Raw genomic sequence first — 18,681 nt, 5'->3', positions numbered from 1 at the left:
GTGGGTACCTGATGAAGGTGGCTACCGGATGAAGGCGGCTACCGGACTCCGGCCCAGCGCTTGATGGTGGCCGTCGCCGCGTCCCGCTCGTTCGCCGGAAGTGCCGAAATGCGGGCGCCGTGGTTGGACTTGGGGACGATGTACTTGTACGAGTCGTTCTTGCTGGGCGTGAACTGCTCGGCGCTCCACGGGTCGTTCTGCCCGTAGACGAACAGCATCCGCTGCGACTTCGTGCGCACCCATGTGTCGACGCCCTTGATGACGGTGCCGTCGTACGTGGTGCGCATGTCCTCGGGCAGCACCGAGTTCGGCTGGTAGATGTCCGGGTAGTGGCGCACGCCCTTGAGGTTCTTGAACTTCAGGTCGGCCCAGCCGAGTTGGGCGGCGGCCTGCCGGTAGTAGGGGCCCGTGCTGTTGGCGCCGAGGGTGGAGTCCTCGTAGATGGACAGGCCGTGGTCGAGGGACCACTTGTAGAGCTCGTCGTCGGAGACGGTCTTCGCGTCGGGCACGGTCGGGCAGTCGTCGACCGTCCCGGACTGCCAGAAGTTCCACACCTGGTCGAGGACGGCGAACTCGTAGGCGCGGTCGGTGGTGCCGAGGGTGTTGGTGAAGGTGTAGCCGTTGTCCTTCGCGGTCTGCTCGAACTTGGGCAGCAGGGTGTCACGGCGCGCCAGCATCTCGCGCTGCACGGCGGCGAGCCCGTCGCGGCACTCCTGGGTGCCCACGCGCTTGAAGAAGTCCTCGTAGCCGCTGTCGTCGTCGTTGTTGGCGTCGTTCGGGGCGACGTAGGCGACGACGCCGTCGTAGTCCTTCGGGTGGAAGCGGTAGTGGTACGTGGCCGTCATGCCGCCCTTGGAACCGCCGGTGGCGAGCCACTTCGACGCCTTCTCGTACAGCGGGCGCACCGCCTGGACGATGCCGTGCTCGTCGGCGGCCTCCTGCTGGACGGTCATCTTGTTCCAGGGGGTTCCGCCGGCCGGTACGGAGGGCCCGAAGAAGCGGTGTTCGACGCTGAGTTGGTTGGCGTCGAGGAGGGTGGTGGGTTCGCGGGTCGAGGAGGACAGGCCGTAGCCGCCGGTGTAGACGACGACGGGCTTGGCCGTCGACTTGTGCCAGAGCGTGAAGCGCTGCTCGAAGGTGCCCGCGCTGGGTCTGGTGTGGTCGACCGGCTGCGTGATCGACAGGGAGTAGAGCGGGAAGCCCTCCTTGTCGGCGACGCCGGTGACACTCACTCCGGGCAGGGCCCGCAGCTGGTCCTCGAACGATGTGGGTGCGGCGGCGGCCGCCGGTGCCGCGGTGGCGGCGAGGGCGCCGGCCGTGAGGGCGGCGGACAGCAGCAGCGTGGGTATGGCGCGCAGGCGCACGGATGCCTCCTCGGGTCGAGAAAACGGTGCGGCGGATCGGTGATCCACCGAACGCGACCTTAACCCGCGCCGCACGCCCAGGAGTTGAGCTTGCCCCCGGACATGCCGGGAGCCGGGACCCCGTGGCGGGATCCCGGCTCCGGAGGAATGATCAGAGCTGGCCGGACTCGGCGATCGTGATCTTGGCGGAGGTGGCACCGCTGCGCGAGCCGAGGGACTCGATCTTCTTCACGAGCTCCATGCCGTCCTCGACCTCGCCGAAGACGACGTGCTTGCCGTCCAGCCAGTCGGTGACGATGGTCGTGATGAAGAACTGCGAGCCGTTGGTGTGCGGGCCGGCGTTGGCCATCGAGAGCTGGCCCGGCTTGGTGTGCTTGAGCTCGAAGTTCTCGTCGGCGAACTTCTCGCCGTAGATGGACTTGCCGCCCGTGCCGTTGCCGGCGGTGAAGTCGCCGCCCTGCAGCATGAACTGCGGGATGACGCGGTGGAAGGACGAGCCGGCGTAGCCGAAGCCCTTCTCGCCCGTGCACAGGGCGCGGAAGTTCTCCGCGGTCTTCGGGACGACGTCCTCGAAGAGGTTGAACGTGATCCGCCCGGCGGGCTCGTCGTTGATCGTGATGTCGAAGTAGGTCTTGATTGCCATGGGCGCAATCCTTTCATCACGAGGCCCGGAATGCCGATTCGGCCCGACGGGACGGCCATTTTCGTACGCCATTCGCACGCTGTGTGACGGTTCGCTTGCGGGGCGCGAGCGTTCAGGCCGCGAGCCGGTCCCGCGCCTGCACACCGTCCCCGAGCGGCCGCACCCCGTAGGCCCTGCCGAGTCCAAAGGCGGGCATGTCTCCGTAGATCGTCTCGTACGAGCCCGCGGGCACGACGTAGGTCTCGTGCCACAGGCCCACGTGCCCCTTGCTCTGGCGCAGGTAACGGTTGACGCGGGCCCACCAGGAGCGGTGCGGCTGATCCGTGGCGGTCGCGTACTCCAGGAGCTTCTCCTTCGACTCCCAGTACTGGACGACGTAGTAGGTGCGCGGATTCGCGGTGAGCAGGACGTGATTGAGTAGGCCGAGGGAACGGTTCCGGCCCAGCTCCCTGAGCATCATGGGCATCGCGTACATCACCGGGAGCCAGCGGTGCACGGCCCAGAAGTGATTGATCCGCATGCCGATGAGGAAGACGACGACGTCGCCTTCGGCGGCTGCCGTGGTCCGTCCGAGATGCGGTTTCGCGAACACAACTCCCCCAGTTCCGTTGGGTATTGACAGCGGGTCAGGGGTCCCCCGATCCCCTGACCCATAATTGGATAGTGACACTTCCCAAGGAGGGGTACAAGAGATGCGACTGGCCGAGTTGAGCGAGCGCGGCGGGGTGCCGGTCGGCACGATCAAGTACTACCTGCGCGAGGGCCTGCTGGCGCCGGGCGAGCGGATCAGCGCCACGCAGGCCGACTACGGCGAGGGCCATCTGCGGCGGCTCGGGCTGATCAGGGCGATGATCCAGATCGGGCGGATCCCGGTCGCCACCGTGCGGGAGGTCCTCACGCACGTCGACGACGAGTCGCTGGGGACGAGCTTCCGTCTCGGCGCCGCGCTGTGGGCGCTGCCGCACCCTCCGGAGGCCCCGGCGGACGACCCGCTGACGGTGGAGGTGACCGAGGCTCTCGACCGCTTCGTCGGCGACATGGGCTGGCACCACGCGCGCGAGGTCGGCGCCCTCTCCCCCACCTACCGCACGCTGATCACCACGATCGTCACGCTGACCCGCCTCGGCTTCTCCCGCGGCCCGGAGGTCCTCGCGCAGTACGCGCACCTCATGGAGGAGGTGGCCCAGTTGGACATGGACCAGCTCGACACCTACGAGGACGACTCCGTGAAGGCCGAGCTGGCGGTGGCCTCGACGGTGCTCTACGACCCCCTCCTGACCGCGCTGCGCCGGCTCGCCCAGGAGGAGCACGCCACCCGCCGCTACGGCTTGTAGGGCTCAGGGGACGGCCGCATACGATGACGCCGGGCGCCGAACGCTCGGCGGCGGCCACACATACGGGAGGGACCTGATGATCATCTTCGGCACGCGGGGGTACACGTACCAGCTCGCGATCCTCACATTCGTCTGCGGCAGTTGCGGCAATCCCGCGGCGCACACGCTGCGCAAGTTCGTCACGAAGTTCACGCTGTTCTTCATCCCGCTCTTCCCGATCTCCACCAAGTACCAGGCGCAGTGCACGTTCTGCGGCGCCGCGCACCAGGTGCCCAAGGAGCAGGTGGACGGGATGGTGGCGCAGGCCGCGGGGCCGCAGGGCGGCGCTCCGCAGCAGCAACAGCGGCACTACCAGGGGTAATTGGGCCCGGGCGGCCCGTACGCCGGGTCCCGAAAGAAGGCGGCCCTGCCGCCTCCCAGGGGGGAGAGGGGGCGACAGGGCCTCAAGCTCGAGCGCCCGGGGGGGGGTGGGCCGCTTGAGCGTCTGTACTGCTGCTGCCCGGGATCGCGCGGGGCATGCACGCCGTCCGCAGAATCGTGCCGTCGGCTTTCGGGACGTGCGTCAGGGGTGGCTTCAGTAGTCGGCGTTCATGGCCGCCCTCACCTCCCCGAGCGTCGCGTCGGCGATCGCGCCGGCCCGCTCGTTCCCGGCCCGCAGCACCTCCCTGACCAGGGCGCGGTCCTGCGCGTAGAGCGCGCGGCGGGCCCGGATCGGGGCGAGGTACTCGTTCACGGCCTCGGTGACGCGCCGCTTGAGGGCGGCGCCGCCGCCGTCGCCGATCTCCGCCGCGACGGTGTGCGGGTCGACGCCCTCGCACAGGGCGGCGAGCAGGACGAGCGAGGAGACCTCGGGGCGGGTCCCGGGCTCGTACGTGATGTGCCGATCGGCGTCGGTCTTGGCGCCGCGGAGCAGGCGGGCGGTCTCGTCCGCGGTGGCGGACAGGGCGATGGCGTTGCCGCGGGACTTGCTCATCTTCGTGCCGTCGGTGCCGAGCAGCAGCGGCGCCGTGGACAGCAGGGCCTCGGGCTGCGGGAAGACCGAAGTGCCGTTGCCGTAGCGGTCGTTGAAGCGGCGGGCGACGGTGCGGGTGACCTCCAGGTGCGGCAGCTGGTCCTGGCCGACGGGCACGAGGTTCGCCTTGCAGAAGAGGATGTCGGCGGCCTGATGCACGGGATACGTGAACATCAGCCCGCTCACCGCGGACTGCCGGGAGTGCGCGATCTCGTCCTTGACCGTGGGGTTGCGGTGCAGCTCGGCGACGGACACGAGGCTGAGGAACGGCAGCAGCAGCTGGTTCAGGGCGGGAAGCGCGCTGTGCGTGAAGATCGTGGACCGCTCGGGGTCGATGCCGATGGCGAGGTGGTCGAGGACCAGTTCCTCGACGTGCGCGGTCAGGTTCTCGGCGACGTCGCGGTCGGTGAGGACCTGGTAGTCGGCGATCAGGACGAAGGTCTCGACGCCGAGGTCCTGGAGGCGTACGCGGTTGTGGAGGGTGCCGAAGTAGTGCCCGAGGTGCAGGCGTCCGGTGGGCCGGTCGCCGGTGAGGACGCGGAACCGTCCGGGGTCCTTGCGGATGAGTTGTTCGAGCTCGGCGCTGCGGGCCCGCGCGGCGGTGGTGCCGAGGACGTCGGTGGTATCGAGGACGTCGTTGCTGTCGGTGCTGCTCATGGTGGTCTCTTCTCCCCTGGTCACGGGCGTCCTCGGGACGGCGTGGCCTCCGGCGGGGAGGGCATGGGAAAAGGGCCGTCCGGGGACGGCCCTTGTACGTGCTTGACTGTGCGGCCGCCTCTAAGTGAGGCGCCACCAGTTGAGACACGTAGAACGATGCATAACGCAATCGTACACCTGTCGGGCCTGGCGGCCGCGGCCTGTGTCGGTCAGCCCGCGACCGGCGTGAAACGCACCGGCAGCGCCACGGGCCCGCGCGTGAAGACGCCCCGCTCGACCGGTTCGAAGCCCTCGGCGAGCCGCAGGTCGGGCATCGCGTCGAGGAGCTGGTTGACGCCGGTCTCCACCTCCGCCTTGGCGAGCAGCGCGCCGACGCAGAAGTGCCGGCCGAGGGCGAAGGCCAGGTGGTCGGCGGCGGCGGAGAACGCGGTCGTGGTGGTCAGGTCCTCGCGGAACAGATCGAAGCGGTCCGCGTCCTTGTACCGGTTCTCGTCGCGGTTGGCGGCGCCGATGAGGCAGGTGACGGTGGCGCCCGCGGGGACGGTGCCGCCGGTCAGCTCCACGTCGACGGCGGACTGGCGCATGATCATGTGGACGGGCGGGGTGACGCGCAGCGTCTCGGCGAAGGCGCGCGGGATCAGCGTCCGGTCGGCGCGCACGGCCGCCAACTGCTCGGGGTTCGCGAGGAGGTTGGCGAAGATGCTGGCGATCGCCTTGTCGGTGGTCTCGCCGCCGGCCGCGAGCAGCAGGCTGCAGAACGCCTTGATGTCCTCGTCGCTCATCCGCACCCCGTCGACCTCGGCGGCGCAGAGCGCGGACAGCAGGTCGTCGCCGGGGTTCTCGCGGCGCTCCTGGATGACCGGGATCATGTACTCGGCGAACTCGACGCGCGTGCGCTCCCCCGCCGCCGCGACGTCCGGGTCGCCCGACAGGTTCGACAGGAAGTTGATGACGGCGGTGTACCAGCCGTGGAAGCGGGTGTGGTCGGCCTTGTCGAGGCCGAGCATGTCCGCGATGACGTTGACGGGGAGCCGGGTGGCGTAGTCGGCGACGAGATCGGCCGCGCCCGCGTCCCTGAACTTGTCTATCAGCTCACGGGAGTTGCGCTCGATGACCGGCAGGAACTTGTCCTGAAGTTCGCTGCCGCGGAAGGCGGGCGCGACGAGCGCGCGGCGCACGGCGTGCTCGCGGCCGCTCATCTGCAGGATGGTGCGGCCGTGCACGGGTTCGAGCTGCCAGTCGTAGTTGTCGGTGGTGAAGGTGGCCTCTTTGTCCTTGAAGACGCGCTCCACGTCCGCGTACCGCGAGACGATCCAACTCTGCGTCGCCTCGTGCCAGATGAGCGGGTCGGACTCGCGCATCGCGCGGTAGGCGGGGTACGGGTCGGCGGCGAATTCCGGCGAGAGGATGTCGGGGGCCTGGGCGGCGGACATGGGGCTCCTGTGACGGTACGGCGGGGGTGTAACGGGCGGTAAACCTCAGCCTATTGACCGCCCGTCAGTACGTACACCCCCACCCGGTGGGAGCCCCGGTGCCGGCCCCGTGTCAGCCGTTCGGCAGGATCACCGCACGCCCGTTGATCTTGCCGTCGTGCAGCAGCTCGTACGCCTTGGGGGCATCGTCGAGCGAGAAGGTCTCGGTGTGCACGGAGACGGCGCCGGCCCGCGCGAGGTCGAGGACCTCGACGAGCTCGCCGCGGCTGCCCCAGTACGGGGCGGTGACGTTGACCTCGAAGTTGGTGGCGCCGAAGCCGACGGGGAGGGTGCCGCCGCCGATGCCGACGATCGTGACGTCACCCTCGACAGCGGCGACGGCCCCGGCGGTCTCGACGGTGGGCTGGACGCCGACGAAGTCGAAGACGGCCTCGGCGCCGCGCCCGCCGGTCAGCTCCTTGACCTTCGCGGCGGCCTCCGCGTTCGACAGGATCGCCTCGTGGGCGCCGACGGTGCGGGCGAGGGCGAGCTTGTCCTCGGTGACGTCGAGGGCGACGACGCGGGCGGCGGTCATGGCGCGAAGGAGCTGGATGGCGACGTGGCCGAGGCCGCCGGTGCCGATGACGACGGCGGTGGAGCCGGGCACCAGCTTGGGCAGCGAGCGCTTGATGGCGTGGTACGGGGTGAGGCCGGCGTCGGTGAGCGGCACGGTCGCGACGGGGTCGAGGCCGTCGATCGGCACGAGGTGCCGCGCGTCGTCGACGATCATGTACTCGGCCATGGAGCCGGGGGCGCCGAGTCCGGGCGGGCGGATGCCGAGCTCGTCGGCGCGCAGGCAGTAGTTCTCCTTGCCCTCGGCGCACTTGGCGCAGGCACCGCAGCCCCACGGCCCGTACACGGCGACGGCGTCGCCCTCGGCGAAGCCGGTGACTCCGGCGCCCAGCGCGGCGACGGTGCCGACGCCCTCGTGGCCGAGGGTCAGCGGCAGTTCGTAGGGGAAGCCCTCGGCGGGCCAGCTCATCACGGCGATGTCGGAGTGGCACACTCCGGCGGCGGTGACCTTCAGCAGGACCTGTCCGGGGCCGGGCTCGGGGTCCGGGACGGTGACGACCTCGGGCGCTGCCCCGACGGTCCGGTACTGAAGTGCCTTCATGACTCGACTCCTTTGTCGCTCTCGCGGACCCCCGCCCTTCCACGATAACGCGGTCGCGTCCCATTGGGACATGTGTCTCGACGGGACATGCGACACGACAGGAAAACGGCACAAAAAAGGACCCCGACCGTACGGGGGAGAACGGTCGGGGCCTGGTTCAAAGTTTAACAGCACCTGGACGGCACCCGACGCCGGATCGACGACCCATGGAACGTGAGGTCCGACACATCCCTTCATCTGCCCTTTAGATCGGCCATTTAGACCGCCGAGACCAGCCCTTTTCCGGCGCGAGTGCCGCTCACCGTCTCAGCCCATATGGTGACAAAAGCCAGCAAGCACCGTCCTTTGCCATCGGACCTTCGGACCAACGGAGCACTCGTGGCCGAACCACAGCCCGTCCTCCTCTCCCCACCCGCGAAGACCGCCATGTTCCTGGTGGTCACCGTCGCGCCCGGCGGCGAGAGCACCGTCCGCGACACCCTGGAAGACCTGTCGGGGCTGAGCCGCTCCGTCGGGTTCCGGGACCGGGACGCCGCGCTCGGCTGCATCGCCGGGATCGGCTCGACCGCCTGGGACCGCCTGTTCAGCGGGCCACGGCCGCGCGAGCTGCACCCGTTCCAGGCGCTCGCGGGCCCCCGCCACCTGGCCCCCGCGACACCCGGCGACCTGCTCTTCCACCTGCGGTCCCGGCGCATGGACCTCTGCTTCGAGCTGGCCCGCGTCCTCATCGGCAGGCTCGGCTCCGCCGTCACCGTCGTCGACGAGGTGCACGGCTTCAAGTACTTCGACGACAGCGATCTGCTCGGCTTCGTCGACGGCAGCGAGAACCCGACCGGGCGGGCCGCGGCCGAGTCCGTGTACGTGGGCGACGAGGACCCGGACTTCAGCGGCGGCTCGTACGTCATCGTGCAGAAGTACGTGCACGACATGGCGGCCTGGGAGGCGCTGGACTCGACCGAGCAGGAGAAGGTCATCGGCCGCACGAAGACCGCGAACATCGAGCTGGACGACGACGTGAAGCCCGCCGACTCGCACGTCGCGCTCAACACGATCGTCGACGAGGACGGCACGGAGCGGCAGATCCTGCGCGAGAACATGCCGTTCGGCAGCGTCGGCGACGGCGAGTTCGGCACGTACTTCATCGGCTACGCGCGCACCCCGGACGTCACCGAGCGGATGCTGCGCAACATGTTCCTCGGCGACCCGCCCGGCAGCCACGACCGGATCCTCGACTTCTCGACGGCGGTCACCGGCTGCCTGTTCCACGTGCCGAGCGCCGACTTCCTCGACGACCTGCCCGAGCCGCCGTCCGGCGCCGCCGAATCCGCTGACACCGCCGACTCCACTGACACCGCCGGCTCCGCCGACGGATCCCTCGGCATCGGCAGCCTCAAAGGAGCCTAAGGAGCCTGAAGACCATGACCACCGCCCCGAACCCCACCCCCAGCAACAACCTGCACCGCGAGCTCGCCCCGATCACGCCCGCCGCGTGGGCCGAGATCGAGGAGGAGGCGTCCCGCACCTTCCAGCGCCATGTCGCGGGCCGCCGCGTCGTCGACGTCACGGGTCCGGACGGCTCCGAGCTGTCCGCCGTCGGCACCGGCCACCTCGACGACATCGCGCCGCCCGCGCCCGGCGTGACGGCCCGCCTTCGTGGCGTCAAGCCGCTGGTCGAGCTGCGGGTGCCGTTCACGGTGAGCCGGCAGGCCGTGGACGATGTGGAGCGCGGCTCCAAGGACTCCGACTGGCAGCCGGTGAAGGACGCGGCGCGCTCCATGGCGTACGCCGAGGACCAGGCGATCTTCGACGGGTACGCGGCGGCGGGCATCGAGGGGCTGCGCGAGCGCACCTCGAACCCGGTCCTGAGCCTGCCGGCCGAGGCCCTCGACTACCCGGACACGATCAGCAAGGCGCTCACGGCGCTGCGGCTCGCCGGTGTCGACGGCCCGTACGCGCTGCTGCTGGGCGCCGACGCGTACACGGCGGTGAGCGAGACCTCCGACCACGGCTATCCGATCGCGGGCCACCTGGGCCGGATCCTGGACGGCACGCCGATCTGGGCGCCTGCCCTGAACGGGGCGTTCGTGCTGTCGACACGCGGCGGCGACTTCGAACTGCGGCTCGGCCAGGACCTGGCGATCGGCTACAGCGGGCACGACGCGCACGGCGTCGACCTGTACTTCCACCAGACCCTGACGTTCCTGCCCTACACGGACGAGGCCGTGGTCGCGCTCAAGGCGTGACTACGTAGACGCGGGCTACGTGGTCACGCCTACGTAGACGCGGGTCAGCCGGTGATCCGCGCGATGAACGCGTCCAGGTTCCCGAGCGCCCGCTCCACCCGCTGGTCCAGCGTGAGCGACTCCTCGTAGCGGGCGTCGCGCAGCTTCGGCTGCTTCTTGCCGCGCAGGTAGAGCGAGCAGGCCAGGTCGGCGCAGACGTACAGGCCCACCGTGTTGCCCTCGCGGCCGCGGGCCCCCGCGAGGGGCGCGGCGAGCAGGGAGACGCCGGACGAGGCGTGTCCGGTGAGGCAGATCTGGCACAGGCTCGACTTCATGGCGCCGGTGCGCCCGCTCTGCGGGACGCGCAGGGTGATGCCGAGCGGCCCGTCGTCCGTGGGGCGCACGATGTACGAGCGCAGCGGCGCGCCCGGGTCCACCCAGCCGAGGAAGTCCAGGTCCTGCCAGGGCGTCTCGGCGAAGTCCAGCGGCAGCTTCAGGCGGGACGCCTCGCCCTTGGTGCAGTTCACGAAGGACGAGCGGATCTGTTTGTCAGTGAGTGGTTCCACACCCTGGACCCTACAAAGCCGCCCGTCGATCATGCATCTGAATATCGCCGCTCGGGTGCGCGAACACCCAGGTCAGACGTTCGGGACCACGGCCACGGGGCACGGCGCGTGGTGCAGCACCGCGTGCGCGACCGAGCCGATGCGGGAGCCGATGGCGGTGCGGCGCGCGCGGCGGCCGACGACGAGCAGCTGGGCGTCGGAGGCGACCGAGAGCAGCACCTGTCCCGCGCTGCCGATCTCGACGTGCTCGCGCACGGCGACGTCGGGGAAGCGCTCGCGCCAGGGGGCGAGGGCGGTGGCGAGGGCCTTCTTCTCGTACGGTTCCATGCCGCCCGCGTCGTCGAGCAGTTCGAGGGAGCCGGGGCTGTAGGCGAAGACCGGCGGCAGGCTCCACGCGCGCACGGCCCGCACGGCGACGCCGCGGGCCTGTGCGGTGGTGAAGGCGAACTCCATCGCGGCGGCGCTGTCCTCGGGCTCGCCCTCCTGCCCGACGACGACGTCGCGCCCGCTGGCGTCGGCCGACGCCGCGTCGTCCGCGCGGACGAGGACGACGGGCCGGGTGGCCTTGGCGATGACCTGCTGCCCGACCGAGCCGAGCAGGAACCCGACGATGACGCCGTGCCCGCGCGAGCCGAGCACGAGGCTCTCCGCGTCGCCCGCGGCGGCCAGCAGGGAGTCGGCCGGGGCGGCCTCGTCGAGGACGTCGGTGGTGACGGCGAGCCCGGGGTGGCGTTCGGCGATCTCCTGCTCGGTGTCGGCGAGCAGGTCGCCCGCCCACTGGGCGAGGGCCGAATCGTCCGCGGCGAGCGCCAGGGTGTCGGAGGCGGGCTCGCCCACGTGCACCAGGCGCAGCGGCAGTGCGCGCCGCACCGCCTCGCGCGCCGCCCAGGCGGCCGCCGCCGCGCTCTCCGGAGATCCGTCCACGCCCGCGGTGATGGGCCGGGTCATCACACCGCCTCCTCGTCCTGTCCGTACGGTCTGGCTCTCGTGGGCTGTCTGTCCGGTGCGTGCCGGTTCTACTCAGGCTGCCGACGGGCTCTTCGACACTCGCAGATACTTGTTCCAGCCGCCCGCCGGCCGCTCCCCCACCTGGAGTTCGCGCAGCTTGGCGAGGACGGCCGGGTCCTGCGCGTCGAGCCAGTCGACGAACTGCCGGAAGGACACCAGTCGTACGTCGCCGCCTGCGGCCTTGTCGGCGATCCGCTTCAGGGCCTCCTCGACGGCGTCCATGTAGATGCCGCCGTTCCAGTCCTCGAAGTGGTTGCCGATGAAGAAGGGCGCGCGGTTCGTCTCGTACGCGCGCCGGAAACCGGCGAGGTACGCCTCGGTGGCCTGGGTGCGCCAGGCCGGATAGTTGTGGGACGGGGCGCGGGTGGAGTTCTTCGACTGGTTGGCGAGGATGTTGTAGTCCATGGACAGCACGTCGAAGCCGTGCCCGGGGAACGGGACGCCCTGGAGCGGCAGGTCCCAGACGCCGTGCCGCTTGTCCGGCCAGCGTTGCAGTCCGCCGGGCGAGGAGGCGTCGTAGCGCCAGCCGAGTTCGCGGGCGACGGGCAGCAGGTTCTCCTGGCCGAGCAGACAGGGCGTGCGGCCGCCGACGAGTTCCTTGTCGTAGTCGAAGGGCAGCGCCGGCTGGTCGTGCCAACCGGTGTGCGTGCGCCAGGACTTGACGAAGGTGCGGGCCTGTTCGATCTCGTCGCGCCACTGCTTGGAGCTCCAGTGGGCGACGGAGCCCGCGCCGCCGCAGAAGTGCCCGTTGAAGTGGGTGCCGATCTCGTGCCCGTCGAGCCAGGCCTGATGGACGTACTTCAGGGTCTCCTTGACGTGCGGGTCGGTGAGGTAGCCGATGTCGGAGGCGCCTACGGGGTTGTTCGGCGGTACGTAGCGGCGCTTCTGCGCTTCGGGCAGGAGGTAGAGCCCGGACAGGAAGAAGGTCATGCGGGCGTCGTGCTGCCGGGCCAGTTCGAGGAAGCGGGGGAACAGGCCGCCTCCGACCTCGCCCGCGCCGTCCCAGGAGAAGACGACGAACTGGGGTGGCGTCTGGCCGGGTTCGAGGGCGGCGGGCGCGGCGGGCTGCTTGGGCTGCCTGCCCGTGTACGAGGTGGAGCCGTCGCCGATGAGGCGGGGCAGTGCCTTCTTGGCGGGGCGTTCGGGGTGCCGGGCGGGGCCTGCCGGAGGTGGACTTCCCTTCTCCCGGCCGCTCGTCCCGCAACCGGCGAGGGCCCCGGCGGCGGCGCCGAGACCGGCGCCGAGGCCGAGACCCGCCATACGTCTACGACTGATTCCGCTGGACTCCATGGGCAACCCAATCCGCGCCCCGCGCAGGGGCGTTGTGCGTCCCCCCACACGGACACCGACCCCCGCACCGTAGGGCCGATAAACGGACAATTGCCTCATTTAGGGCGGCGTGCCGCGCAAAGAGGCACCCAGGTGCGGGCTGCCAGGAGTCGGAGCCTCAGTCCTCGCCGACGACCTTGCCGGGATTGAAGAGGTCGAGCGGATCCAGGGTCTGCTTCACGGCGCGCTGCAACGCGCAGACGGCGGGCCCCAGTTCGTCGCGCATGCCGCCGCGCTTGAGCAGGCCCACGCCGTGCTCGCCGGTGACGGTGCCGCCCGCGGCGATCGCGGCCTGGAGGAGTTCCTCGAACGCCGCCTGCGCCGCGACGCGCTGCGCCTCGTCGCCGGGCTCGGTGATCAGCAGCGGGTGCAGATTGCCGTCCCCCGCGTGCGCGATGGTCGCGATGCGTACGCCGTGCGCGCGCCCGATCTTCTCGATGGTGGCGAGCATCCCCGGCACGGCAGACCGGGGCACGCACAGGTCCTCGGTGAGCACCGGGCCGAGCCGCTCGAGCGCGGGATACGCGAGACGTCGTACGTCGAACAGGGCCTCCGCCTCCACGGCGTCGGTGGACTGCTCGGCCCACAGCGCGCCCGCCTCCCGGAAGGCATCGGCGATCGCGCTCGCCTCGGTCTCGCCCGCGTCGCCCGGGGCGTCGACACGGGCGAGGAGCATCGCCTCGGCGCCGGGTTCGATGCCGAGGTGCTTCCAGTTCTCGACGGCCTCCATGCAGGCGCGGTCGAGGAGTTCGAGGGCGGCGGGCGCGAGGCCGCGGCTGGTGAGGAGGGCGACGGCGGCGCCCGCCGCGACGAGGCTGTCGAAGTTGCCGACGACGGTGCGCGGCTGCGCGGCGGGAGCGGGCCGCAGCTTCAGCGTGATCTCGGTGATGACGCCGAAGGTGCCTTCGGAGCCCACGAACAGGCTGGTCAGGTCGTAGCCCGCGACGCCCTTCGTGGTGCGCCTGCCGAGCCGCACCCGGCTGCCGTACTCCCCCGCCGGGCCGCCCATGACGACCTCCATGCCGAGGACGTAGTCGCGGGTGACGCCGTACTTCAGGCAGCACAGGCCGCCCGCGTTCGTGGAGACGTTGCCGCCGATCGTGGACCAGGGGGCGCTGGCCGGGTCCGGCGGGTACCAGAGGCCGTGTTCGGCGACGGCGGCCTTGAGGTCGTTGTTGACGACGCCCGGCTCGACGACGGCGATCAGGTTCTCCGTGTCGATCTCCAGGATCCGGTTCATCCTCGACACGTCGAGCACGAGGCAGCCGTCGACGGCGTTCGCCCCGCCCGACAGGCCGGTGCCCGCGCCGCGGGTGACGACGGGTATGCCGCGCGCGGCGCAGACCCGCACCGCGGCCTCGACCTCCTCGGCGGAGCCGGCTCGCAGCGCGGCGAGCGGCCGGCCCATGGGGGCCCACTCGGCGTCGTCGTGGCCGAGGGACGCGAGGACGTCCGGGTCGGTGACGAGGGTGCTGTCCGGGAGCGCGGCGGCGAGTTCGCGCACCGTGCCTGTCATGTCCGGGGTGTTGATGTCGTGCCTCCTGAACAGGTGTGCCTCACCGGCGCGTCCGTGGGTGAACGTCGGCACACCATGATGGATCAGCGCCTCGCGCCGCCTTCGGGCGGGACGCCCAACAGGCTCGGGTTCAGGAGGCGCTCGGGTTCAGGAGGCGAGCGTCAGCACCGCGCGTACGCGCTTGCCGACCGGCACCCGCTCGACGGTCACGGCGGCGAGCGCGTCGACGATCTCCATGCCGTGCCCGCCCACGCGCCCCGGGTCCCACGGGAAGCGGATCGGCACGGCGGCGCTGCTGTCGTAGACGGTGACGGCGATGTGCCGCGTCGAGCCCTCGAGTTCCAGGACGTACGGTCCGGTGCTGTGCCGGTCCGCGTTGGTGATCAGTTCGCTGACGACGAGGAGGACGTCCCCGGCCGTCCGCGGGTCGAGTTCGACGCACCACTCCTGGCGCAGCCGGGTGAGGAACACGTCGGCGAACCCGCGCGCGTCGGCCAGGCACCCCTCGTCTCCGGCGTAGTGGGTCGCCTGCCTCAGTGGCCCGACTTCCTCGTCGAAGCCCGGGGGGATCACTGCCCCGTCCATGTACTCGGTCATTCGTGTCTCTTTCACGCCTGCGGAACTCCGTGATGGGGACCCGCAGCCTGCTGATACCCCGCTTGAGGCCGCGCAGTCCTGTCGAATTTCCGACGAGGTGACCGTTCTCCCGGGAGCGTCGTTTGAAGGACGACACAGCGTCACTTCGAACTTCGGGGAGAGGCCCATCATGCCCAAGCTCCACCGCGCGACCAGTATCCCCCGGACACGGATAGCCTCCGACCGGGCCGAGAGCGCGCTGCTCGAGGAGTACACCGCCCTCGTGCGCCTGGCCTATCTCACCCTCCCCGACGCCTTCACCCGCCATCGCCGGGTGCTGCTCGCGCACACCGCCGTGCAGCGCGCCCTGCCGGGACGGCGGCCCGCCGCGGTGCCCGCGCCCCGGGCCCCGGAGGACGCCGCCGACGCCGCGGGAGACCCGGGAGACGCGGGAGACGCGCTGCGGGTGCGGGTGCTCGGGGCCGCCCTGTCCGCCGGGCACCGGCCGCCGGGCTGGCCCGGCGCGCTGCCGCCGCCGCGCGCCCTGACGCCCCGGCTCCCGGTCGTCTGGGGGCTGCGGCTGTTTCCGCGCTCCGGTGGCGCCGAGGAGCTCGCGCTCGTCCGGGCCCTCGCGGGCGCGTCGGCCCCGGCGCGCGCCGCGTTCGTGCTCCGACACGTCGACGGGGCGGACGACGGGCGGGCGGCGGCGCTGCTCGCCGCGGCCGGTGTGGCGGAGCCGCGGGACGCGGTGCGGGAGTCCGCCGCCCTGGACGCCGTGGCGGGGCCCGCCGCCGAGGCGTTGCTGCGCTCCCAGGAGTTCGACGCCTGCTCGGTGCAGACCCGCCCCACCGATCTGCTGCGGCGGGCGCGGCGGACCCGGGCGGCGGCCCTCGCCGTGGGAGCCGCGGCCGTCGTCGCGGCGCTGACGCTGCTCGCCCCCGGTTCCGCCCCTCCGCAGGAGGCGACGGGCGGCGCCCCGGCCACAGCGGCCTCCCGTTACGGCGACCTCGCCCGTGCCGGGCGTGACACCTGGGCGGACACCTCGCGGGTCGACTTCACTGCCTGGCCCGCGCGCGGCGACCGCGACGACGACAGGGCCCTGCTGGACCGGGCGCTCGCCGCGTGGGCCGAGCCCTCCGATTCCGTACGCGTCCAGCGGACCCAGGACACCCCGGCCGACGCGCCGCCGCGCGCCCCGCAACTGCTGTTCGCGGGCGACGTCGACGGCCGCGCCGTGGTCCTCCTGACCGACGGCGAACGCCTGGCCCGCTACACCGAGCCCGCCGGGGACGGCGCCGCCGCCCTCGCCCTGGCCCGGGTCGACGACGCCGACGTGACCACGGCGGCGGCCGTCGTCCTCGCCCGGTCGCACGGCTCCGCCCGCTATCTGACGGCGCCGTGGGTCACCGAGGCCACGACGCGGGACCTGCTGCGGCCGGACACTCCGGGGCGGCCGCTTGGGGTGTCGGACGACGGGGTGACCGACGACGTTCCCGTCGCGCCCACGGACGGCTGCGCGCGGCGTCCTGTGCTCCAACTGCGGTCCTCGCCACGGATCGTGGAGAACCACTCGTTCCTCCTCGCCGACCTCGGCGGGCTCTCCCCGGTGCACCTCACGTACACGCCGCCGCCGGGCCACGGCACGCCGCCGCCCCGGCAGCCGCGCGAGGCCACCGGCGGGCCTGCGCTCGTCGCGTGGGCGCACACCGCCTGCCGGCTCACGGCGTGGCGGGGCGGCGGCGTCCGGGCCGTGAACGCCTGGGACTTCGCCGAGCAGCCGTTGCCGAAGGACGGGGGTCAGGGCGTGTGGTCCTGTGTGCGGGCCGCCACGTGGCGGGGTCCCGGCGATGTCGCGCTGCTGCTGCGCACGCCCGGCTCCGCCGCCGCGGCACCGGCCCGGCTCGTCGGCGAGGCCCGGCACACGGCGGCGTGCAGCCGGTTCGGTCAGCACGTGGTGGCCGACACCCGGTGGAAGTCGCCGGACGGCCACTGGTATCTGCTGGCGGCGGGGAGCCGGGCGGTCACCCGGATCGAGGCGAGCGGCGCGGTGCGCGAGTCCCACAAGGGCCGCACCCTGGCCGTGCGCGCGCCCGAGCACGGCACGGTCCGCGTGACGGCCCGCCTCGACACCGGGGAACGGCTGACGGAGGTGGCACCCGAGCACCGTTGACCATTGCGTCGCTCACCGTGGCGCCGCGGACCGTGGCGCCGCAGGCCGTGGCGCCGCAGGCCATCCGGAACGGGTGCATCCACCAGCCCCGTCGATGCGGAAGTCGTTCATGGGGTGGACGGTGGTGGAAGGGGGCGAACGAGGGAGACCCATGAACGTGCACGCGGACCGCTCCGGGCGGCGTTGCCTGGTCACCGGGGCGACCGGCTACATCGGCGGCCGGCTCGTCCCGGAGCTGCTCGCGGCGGGCCGCCGGGTGCGGTGCCTGGCCCGCTCCCCCGGCAAGCTCCGCGACCATCCCTGGGCGGGCAGCGTGGAGATCGCGCGCGGCGATGTCCTGGACCGGGAGTCGGTCGGCGCGGCGCTGCGCGGCATCGATGTCGCGTACTACCTGGTGCACGCGCTCGGCACCGGCCGGGACTTCGAGCGCACCGACCGCGAGGCGGCGACGCTCTTCGCGGAGGAGGCCCGCAAGGCGGGTGTGCGGCGGATCGTGTATCTGGGCGGGCTCACGCCCGCCGGGGTGCCCGAGCGGGAGCTGTCGCCGCATCTGCGCTCGCGGGCGGAGGTCGGCCGCATCCTGCTGGACTCGGGCGTGCCGACGACGGTGCTGCGCGCCGCCGTGATCATCGGTTCCGGCTCCGCTTCGTTCGAGATGCTGCGTTATCTGACGGAGCGGCTGCCGGTGATGGTGACGCCGAGCTGGGTGCGCACCCGGATCCAGCCGATCGCGGTCCGCGACGTGCTGCGCTGCCTCGTGGCCGCGGCGACGCTGCCGCCCGAGGTGTCCCGCGCCTTCGACATCGGCGGCCCCGACGTGCTCACCTACCGCGACATGATGCTCCGGTACGCGGCGGTGGCGCGGCTGCCCCGGCGGGTCGTGGTCGGGGTGCCGATGCTCAGCCCCGGCCTGTCGAGCCACTGGGTGGGCCTGGTGACCCCGGTCCCCGCCGCGATCGCCCGGCCGCTCACCGAGTCGCTGCGCCACGAGGTCGTGTGCCAGGAGCGGGACATCGAGCGGTGGGCGGCGTATCCGCCGGGCTCCCCGGTCGGGTTCGACGAGGCGGTGGCGCTTGCGCTGCGCCGGGTCCAGGAGGCGCGGGTGGCCACCCGCTGGTCGTCCGCCGCGCTGCCTGGCGCCCCCAGCGATCCGCTGCCCACCGACCCGGACTGGGCGGGCGGCAGCCTGTACACGGACGAGCGGGAGCGGTTCGTCGACGCCTCGCCCGAGCGGCTGTGGGACGTGGTCGAGGGCATCGGCGGGGAGCACGGCTGGTACTCGTTCCCGCTCGCGTGGGCGGTGCGCGGCTGGCTCGACCGGTTCGTGGGCGGCGTGGGGCTGCGGCGCGGGCGGCGGGACGCGGCACGGCTGCGGGTCGGCGACTCGCTGGACTTCTGGCGGGTGGAGGAGATCGAGCCGGGGCGGCTGCTGCGGTTGCGCGCCGAGATGCGCCTGCCGGGTCTGGCCTGGCTCGAACTGTCCGTGGAGCCGGCGGACGGCGGCCGGGCCCGCTACCGGCAGCGGGCGCTGTTCCACCCGCACGGCCTCGCGGGGCAGGCGTACTGGTGGAGCGTGGCGCCGTTCCACTCCGTGGTGTTCGGCGGGATGGCGCGCAACATCGCGGCGACGGCGGAGCGAGGCCCGTCCGGGCGCTCGGTGCATCCGCGGGCGCCCTCGGCCGAGAAGGGCTGACGCGG

The 18,681-nt window shown here is 71.9% G+C and carries 17 protein-coding genes; 6 read left to right on the top strand and 11 right to left on the bottom strand.

What is annotated here, in order from left to right; genetic code table 11:
* Window positions 1-38: 38 nt before the first annotated feature.
* From RBJ65_RS39025 to RBJ65_RS39015, 3 genes are all read right to left on the bottom strand, one after another.
* The gene (locus RBJ65_RS39025; protein WP_306322029.1) at window positions 39-1,364 is read right to left on the bottom strand and encodes a S28 family serine protease; all 1,326 of its coding nucleotides are present in this window, start codon (window positions 1,362-1,364) and stop codon (window positions 39-41) included.
* Between the two features lie 151 nt (window positions 1,365-1,515).
* Window positions 1,516-2,007, bottom strand: a complete 492-nt coding sequence (locus RBJ65_RS39020) for a peptidylprolyl isomerase (RefSeq protein WP_306322030.1) — start codon at window positions 2,005-2,007, stop codon at window positions 1,516-1,518.
* A 112-nt stretch (window positions 2,008-2,119) separates the two neighbouring features.
* On the bottom strand, window positions 2,120-2,599 hold the full coding sequence (locus tag RBJ65_RS39015; RefSeq protein ID WP_306322031.1) for a DUF4188 domain-containing protein: 480 nt from the start codon (window positions 2,597-2,599) through the stop codon (window positions 2,120-2,122).
* 100 nt (window positions 2,600-2,699) lie between these two features.
* Here RBJ65_RS39015 and RBJ65_RS39010 point away from each other — a divergent pair, with 100 nt between their 5' ends.
* Window positions 2,700-3,341, top strand: a complete 642-nt coding sequence (locus RBJ65_RS39010) for a MerR family transcriptional regulator (protein ID WP_306322032.1) — start codon at window positions 2,700-2,702, stop codon at window positions 3,339-3,341.
* 76 nt (window positions 3,342-3,417) lie between these two features.
* Window positions 3,418-3,702 carry a zinc-ribbon domain-containing protein gene (locus RBJ65_RS39005; RefSeq protein WP_306322033.1) on the top strand — a complete coding sequence of 95 codons (285 nt, stop codon included), beginning with the start codon at window positions 3,418-3,420 and terminating at the stop codon, window positions 3,700-3,702.
* A gap of 213 nt (window positions 3,703-3,915) precedes the next feature.
* Here the strand turns inward: RBJ65_RS39005 and trpS are convergent, their stop codons facing one another.
* The 3 genes from trpS to RBJ65_RS38990 all read right to left on the bottom strand — a co-directional run bounded on the left by trpS (window position 3,916) and on the right by RBJ65_RS38990 (window position 7,596).
* Window positions 3,916-5,010 carry a tryptophan--tRNA ligase gene (trpS, locus tag RBJ65_RS39000; RefSeq protein WP_306322034.1) on the bottom strand — a complete coding sequence of 365 codons (1,095 nt, stop codon included), beginning with the start codon at window positions 5,008-5,010 and terminating at the stop codon, window positions 3,916-3,918.
* Between the two features lie 209 nt (window positions 5,011-5,219).
* A complete protein-coding gene (locus RBJ65_RS38995; protein ID WP_306322035.1) occupies window positions 5,220-6,443 on the bottom strand; it encodes a cytochrome P450 in 1,224 nt (407 codons plus the stop codon).
* Window positions 6,444-6,555: 112 nt separating this feature from the next.
* Window positions 6,556-7,596, bottom strand: coding sequence for an NAD(P)-dependent alcohol dehydrogenase (locus RBJ65_RS38990; protein ID WP_306322036.1), 1,041 nt, complete (start codon window positions 7,594-7,596; stop codon window positions 6,556-6,558).
* A gap of 378 nt (window positions 7,597-7,974) precedes the next feature.
* Here RBJ65_RS38990 and RBJ65_RS38985 point away from each other — a divergent pair, with 378 nt between their 5' ends.
* Both RBJ65_RS38985 and RBJ65_RS38980 read left to right on the top strand, forming a co-directional pair.
* A complete protein-coding gene (locus tag RBJ65_RS38985; RefSeq protein ID WP_306322037.1) occupies window positions 7,975-9,000 on the top strand; it encodes a Dyp-type peroxidase in 1,026 nt (341 codons plus the stop codon).
* 14 nt (window positions 9,001-9,014) lie between these two features.
* Complete coding sequence (locus RBJ65_RS38980) at window positions 9,015-9,839, top strand: family 1 encapsulin nanocompartment shell protein (RefSeq protein WP_306322038.1); 825 nt, start codon at window positions 9,015-9,017, stop codon at window positions 9,837-9,839.
* 44 nt (window positions 9,840-9,883) lie between these two features.
* On the opposite strand, the gene RBJ65_RS38975 is transcribed toward RBJ65_RS38980, so the two are convergent.
* The 5 genes from RBJ65_RS38975 to RBJ65_RS38955 form a co-directional block, all read right to left on the bottom strand.
* On the bottom strand, window positions 9,884-10,384 hold the full coding sequence (locus tag RBJ65_RS38975; RefSeq protein WP_306322039.1) for an FBP domain-containing protein: 501 nt from the start codon (window positions 10,382-10,384) through the stop codon (window positions 9,884-9,886).
* A 72-nt stretch (window positions 10,385-10,456) separates the two neighbouring features.
* Window positions 10,457-11,332 carry a universal stress protein gene (locus RBJ65_RS38970; RefSeq protein ID WP_306322040.1) on the bottom strand — a complete coding sequence of 292 codons (876 nt, stop codon included), beginning with the start codon at window positions 11,330-11,332 and terminating at the stop codon, window positions 10,457-10,459.
* Between the two features lie 72 nt (window positions 11,333-11,404).
* Window positions 11,405-12,682, bottom strand: a complete 1,278-nt coding sequence (locus RBJ65_RS38965) for a hypothetical protein (RefSeq protein WP_306322041.1) — start codon at window positions 12,680-12,682, stop codon at window positions 11,405-11,407.
* 157 nt (window positions 12,683-12,839) lie between these two features.
* A complete protein-coding gene (locus tag RBJ65_RS38960) occupies window positions 12,840-14,237 on the bottom strand; it encodes an FAD-binding oxidoreductase (RefSeq protein ID WP_306322049.1) in 1,398 nt (465 codons plus the stop codon).
* Between the two features lie 147 nt (window positions 14,238-14,384).
* Window positions 14,385-14,834 (bottom strand): ATP-binding protein, encoded by a 450-nt coding sequence (locus tag RBJ65_RS38955; RefSeq protein ID WP_306322050.1) that lies wholly within the window; start codon window positions 14,832-14,834, stop codon window positions 14,385-14,387.
* A 169-nt stretch (window positions 14,835-15,003) separates the two neighbouring features.
* On the opposite strand from RBJ65_RS38955, the gene RBJ65_RS38950 reads away from it, so the two are divergent.
* Together RBJ65_RS38950 and RBJ65_RS38945 are read left to right on the top strand one after the other, a co-directional pair.
* The gene (locus RBJ65_RS38950) at window positions 15,004-16,983 is read left to right on the top strand and encodes a hypothetical protein (protein WP_306332203.1); all 1,980 of its coding nucleotides are present in this window, start codon (window positions 15,004-15,006) and stop codon (window positions 16,981-16,983) included.
* Window positions 16,984-17,134: 151 nt separating this feature from the next.
* The gene (locus RBJ65_RS38945) at window positions 17,135-18,676 is read left to right on the top strand and encodes an SDR family oxidoreductase (RefSeq protein WP_306323138.1); all 1,542 of its coding nucleotides are present in this window, start codon (window positions 17,135-17,137) and stop codon (window positions 18,674-18,676) included.
* The last annotated feature ends 5 nt before the right edge of the window (window positions 18,677-18,681 follow it).

The organism is Streptomyces sp. KL109B (assembly GCF_030766935.1).
GTDB lineage: Bacteria > Actinomycetota > Actinomycetes > Streptomycetales > Streptomycetaceae > Streptomyces.
The sequence above is the reverse complement of the archived record's forward strand: the minus strand, read 5'-3'. Positions and strand labels throughout refer to the sequence as shown.

Bases quoted from the DNA above. Each gene is read 5' to 3' on its own strand.
- RBJ65_RS38970 (WP_306322040.1), bottom strand. From the start codon at position 11,332: ATGACCCGGCCCATCACCGCGGGCGTGGACGGATCTCCGGAGAGCGCG.
- RBJ65_RS38980 (WP_306322038.1), top strand. From the start codon at position 9,015: ATGACCACCGCCCCGAACCCCACCCCCAGCAACAACCTGCACCGCGAG.
- RBJ65_RS38945 (WP_306323138.1), top strand. From the start codon at position 17,135: ATGAACGTGCACGCGGACCGCTCCGGGCGGCGTTGCCTGGTCACCGGG.
- RBJ65_RS38995 (WP_306322035.1), bottom strand. From the start codon at position 6,443: ATGTCCGCCGCCCAGGCCCCCGACATCCTCTCGCCGGAATTCGCCGCC.
- RBJ65_RS39005 (WP_306322033.1), top strand. From the start codon at position 3,418: ATGATCATCTTCGGCACGCGGGGGTACACGTACCAGCTCGCGATCCTC.
- RBJ65_RS39020 (WP_306322030.1), bottom strand. From the start codon at position 2,007: ATGGCAATCAAGACCTACTTCGACATCACGATCAACGACGAGCCCGCC.
- RBJ65_RS39010 (WP_306322032.1), top strand. From the start codon at position 2,700: ATGCGACTGGCCGAGTTGAGCGAGCGCGGCGGGGTGCCGGTCGGCACG.
- RBJ65_RS38950 (WP_306332203.1), top strand. From the start codon at position 15,004: ATGCCCAAGCTCCACCGCGCGACCAGTATCCCCCGGACACGGATAGCC.
- RBJ65_RS38965 (WP_306322041.1), bottom strand. From the start codon at position 12,682: ATGGAGTCCAGCGGAATCAGTCGTAGACGTATGGCGGGTCTCGGCCTC.
- RBJ65_RS38990 (WP_306322036.1), bottom strand. From the start codon at position 7,596: ATGAAGGCACTTCAGTACCGGACCGTCGGGGCAGCGCCCGAGGTCGTC.
- RBJ65_RS38960 (WP_306322049.1), bottom strand. From the start codon at position 14,237: ATGACAGGCACGGTGCGCGAACTCGCCGCCGCGCTCCCGGACAGCACC.
- trpS (WP_306322034.1), bottom strand. From the start codon at position 5,010: ATGAGCAGCACCGACAGCAACGACGTCCTCGATACCACCGACGTCCTC.
- RBJ65_RS38955 (WP_306322050.1), bottom strand. From the start codon at position 14,834: ATGACCGAGTACATGGACGGGGCAGTGATCCCCCCGGGCTTCGACGAG.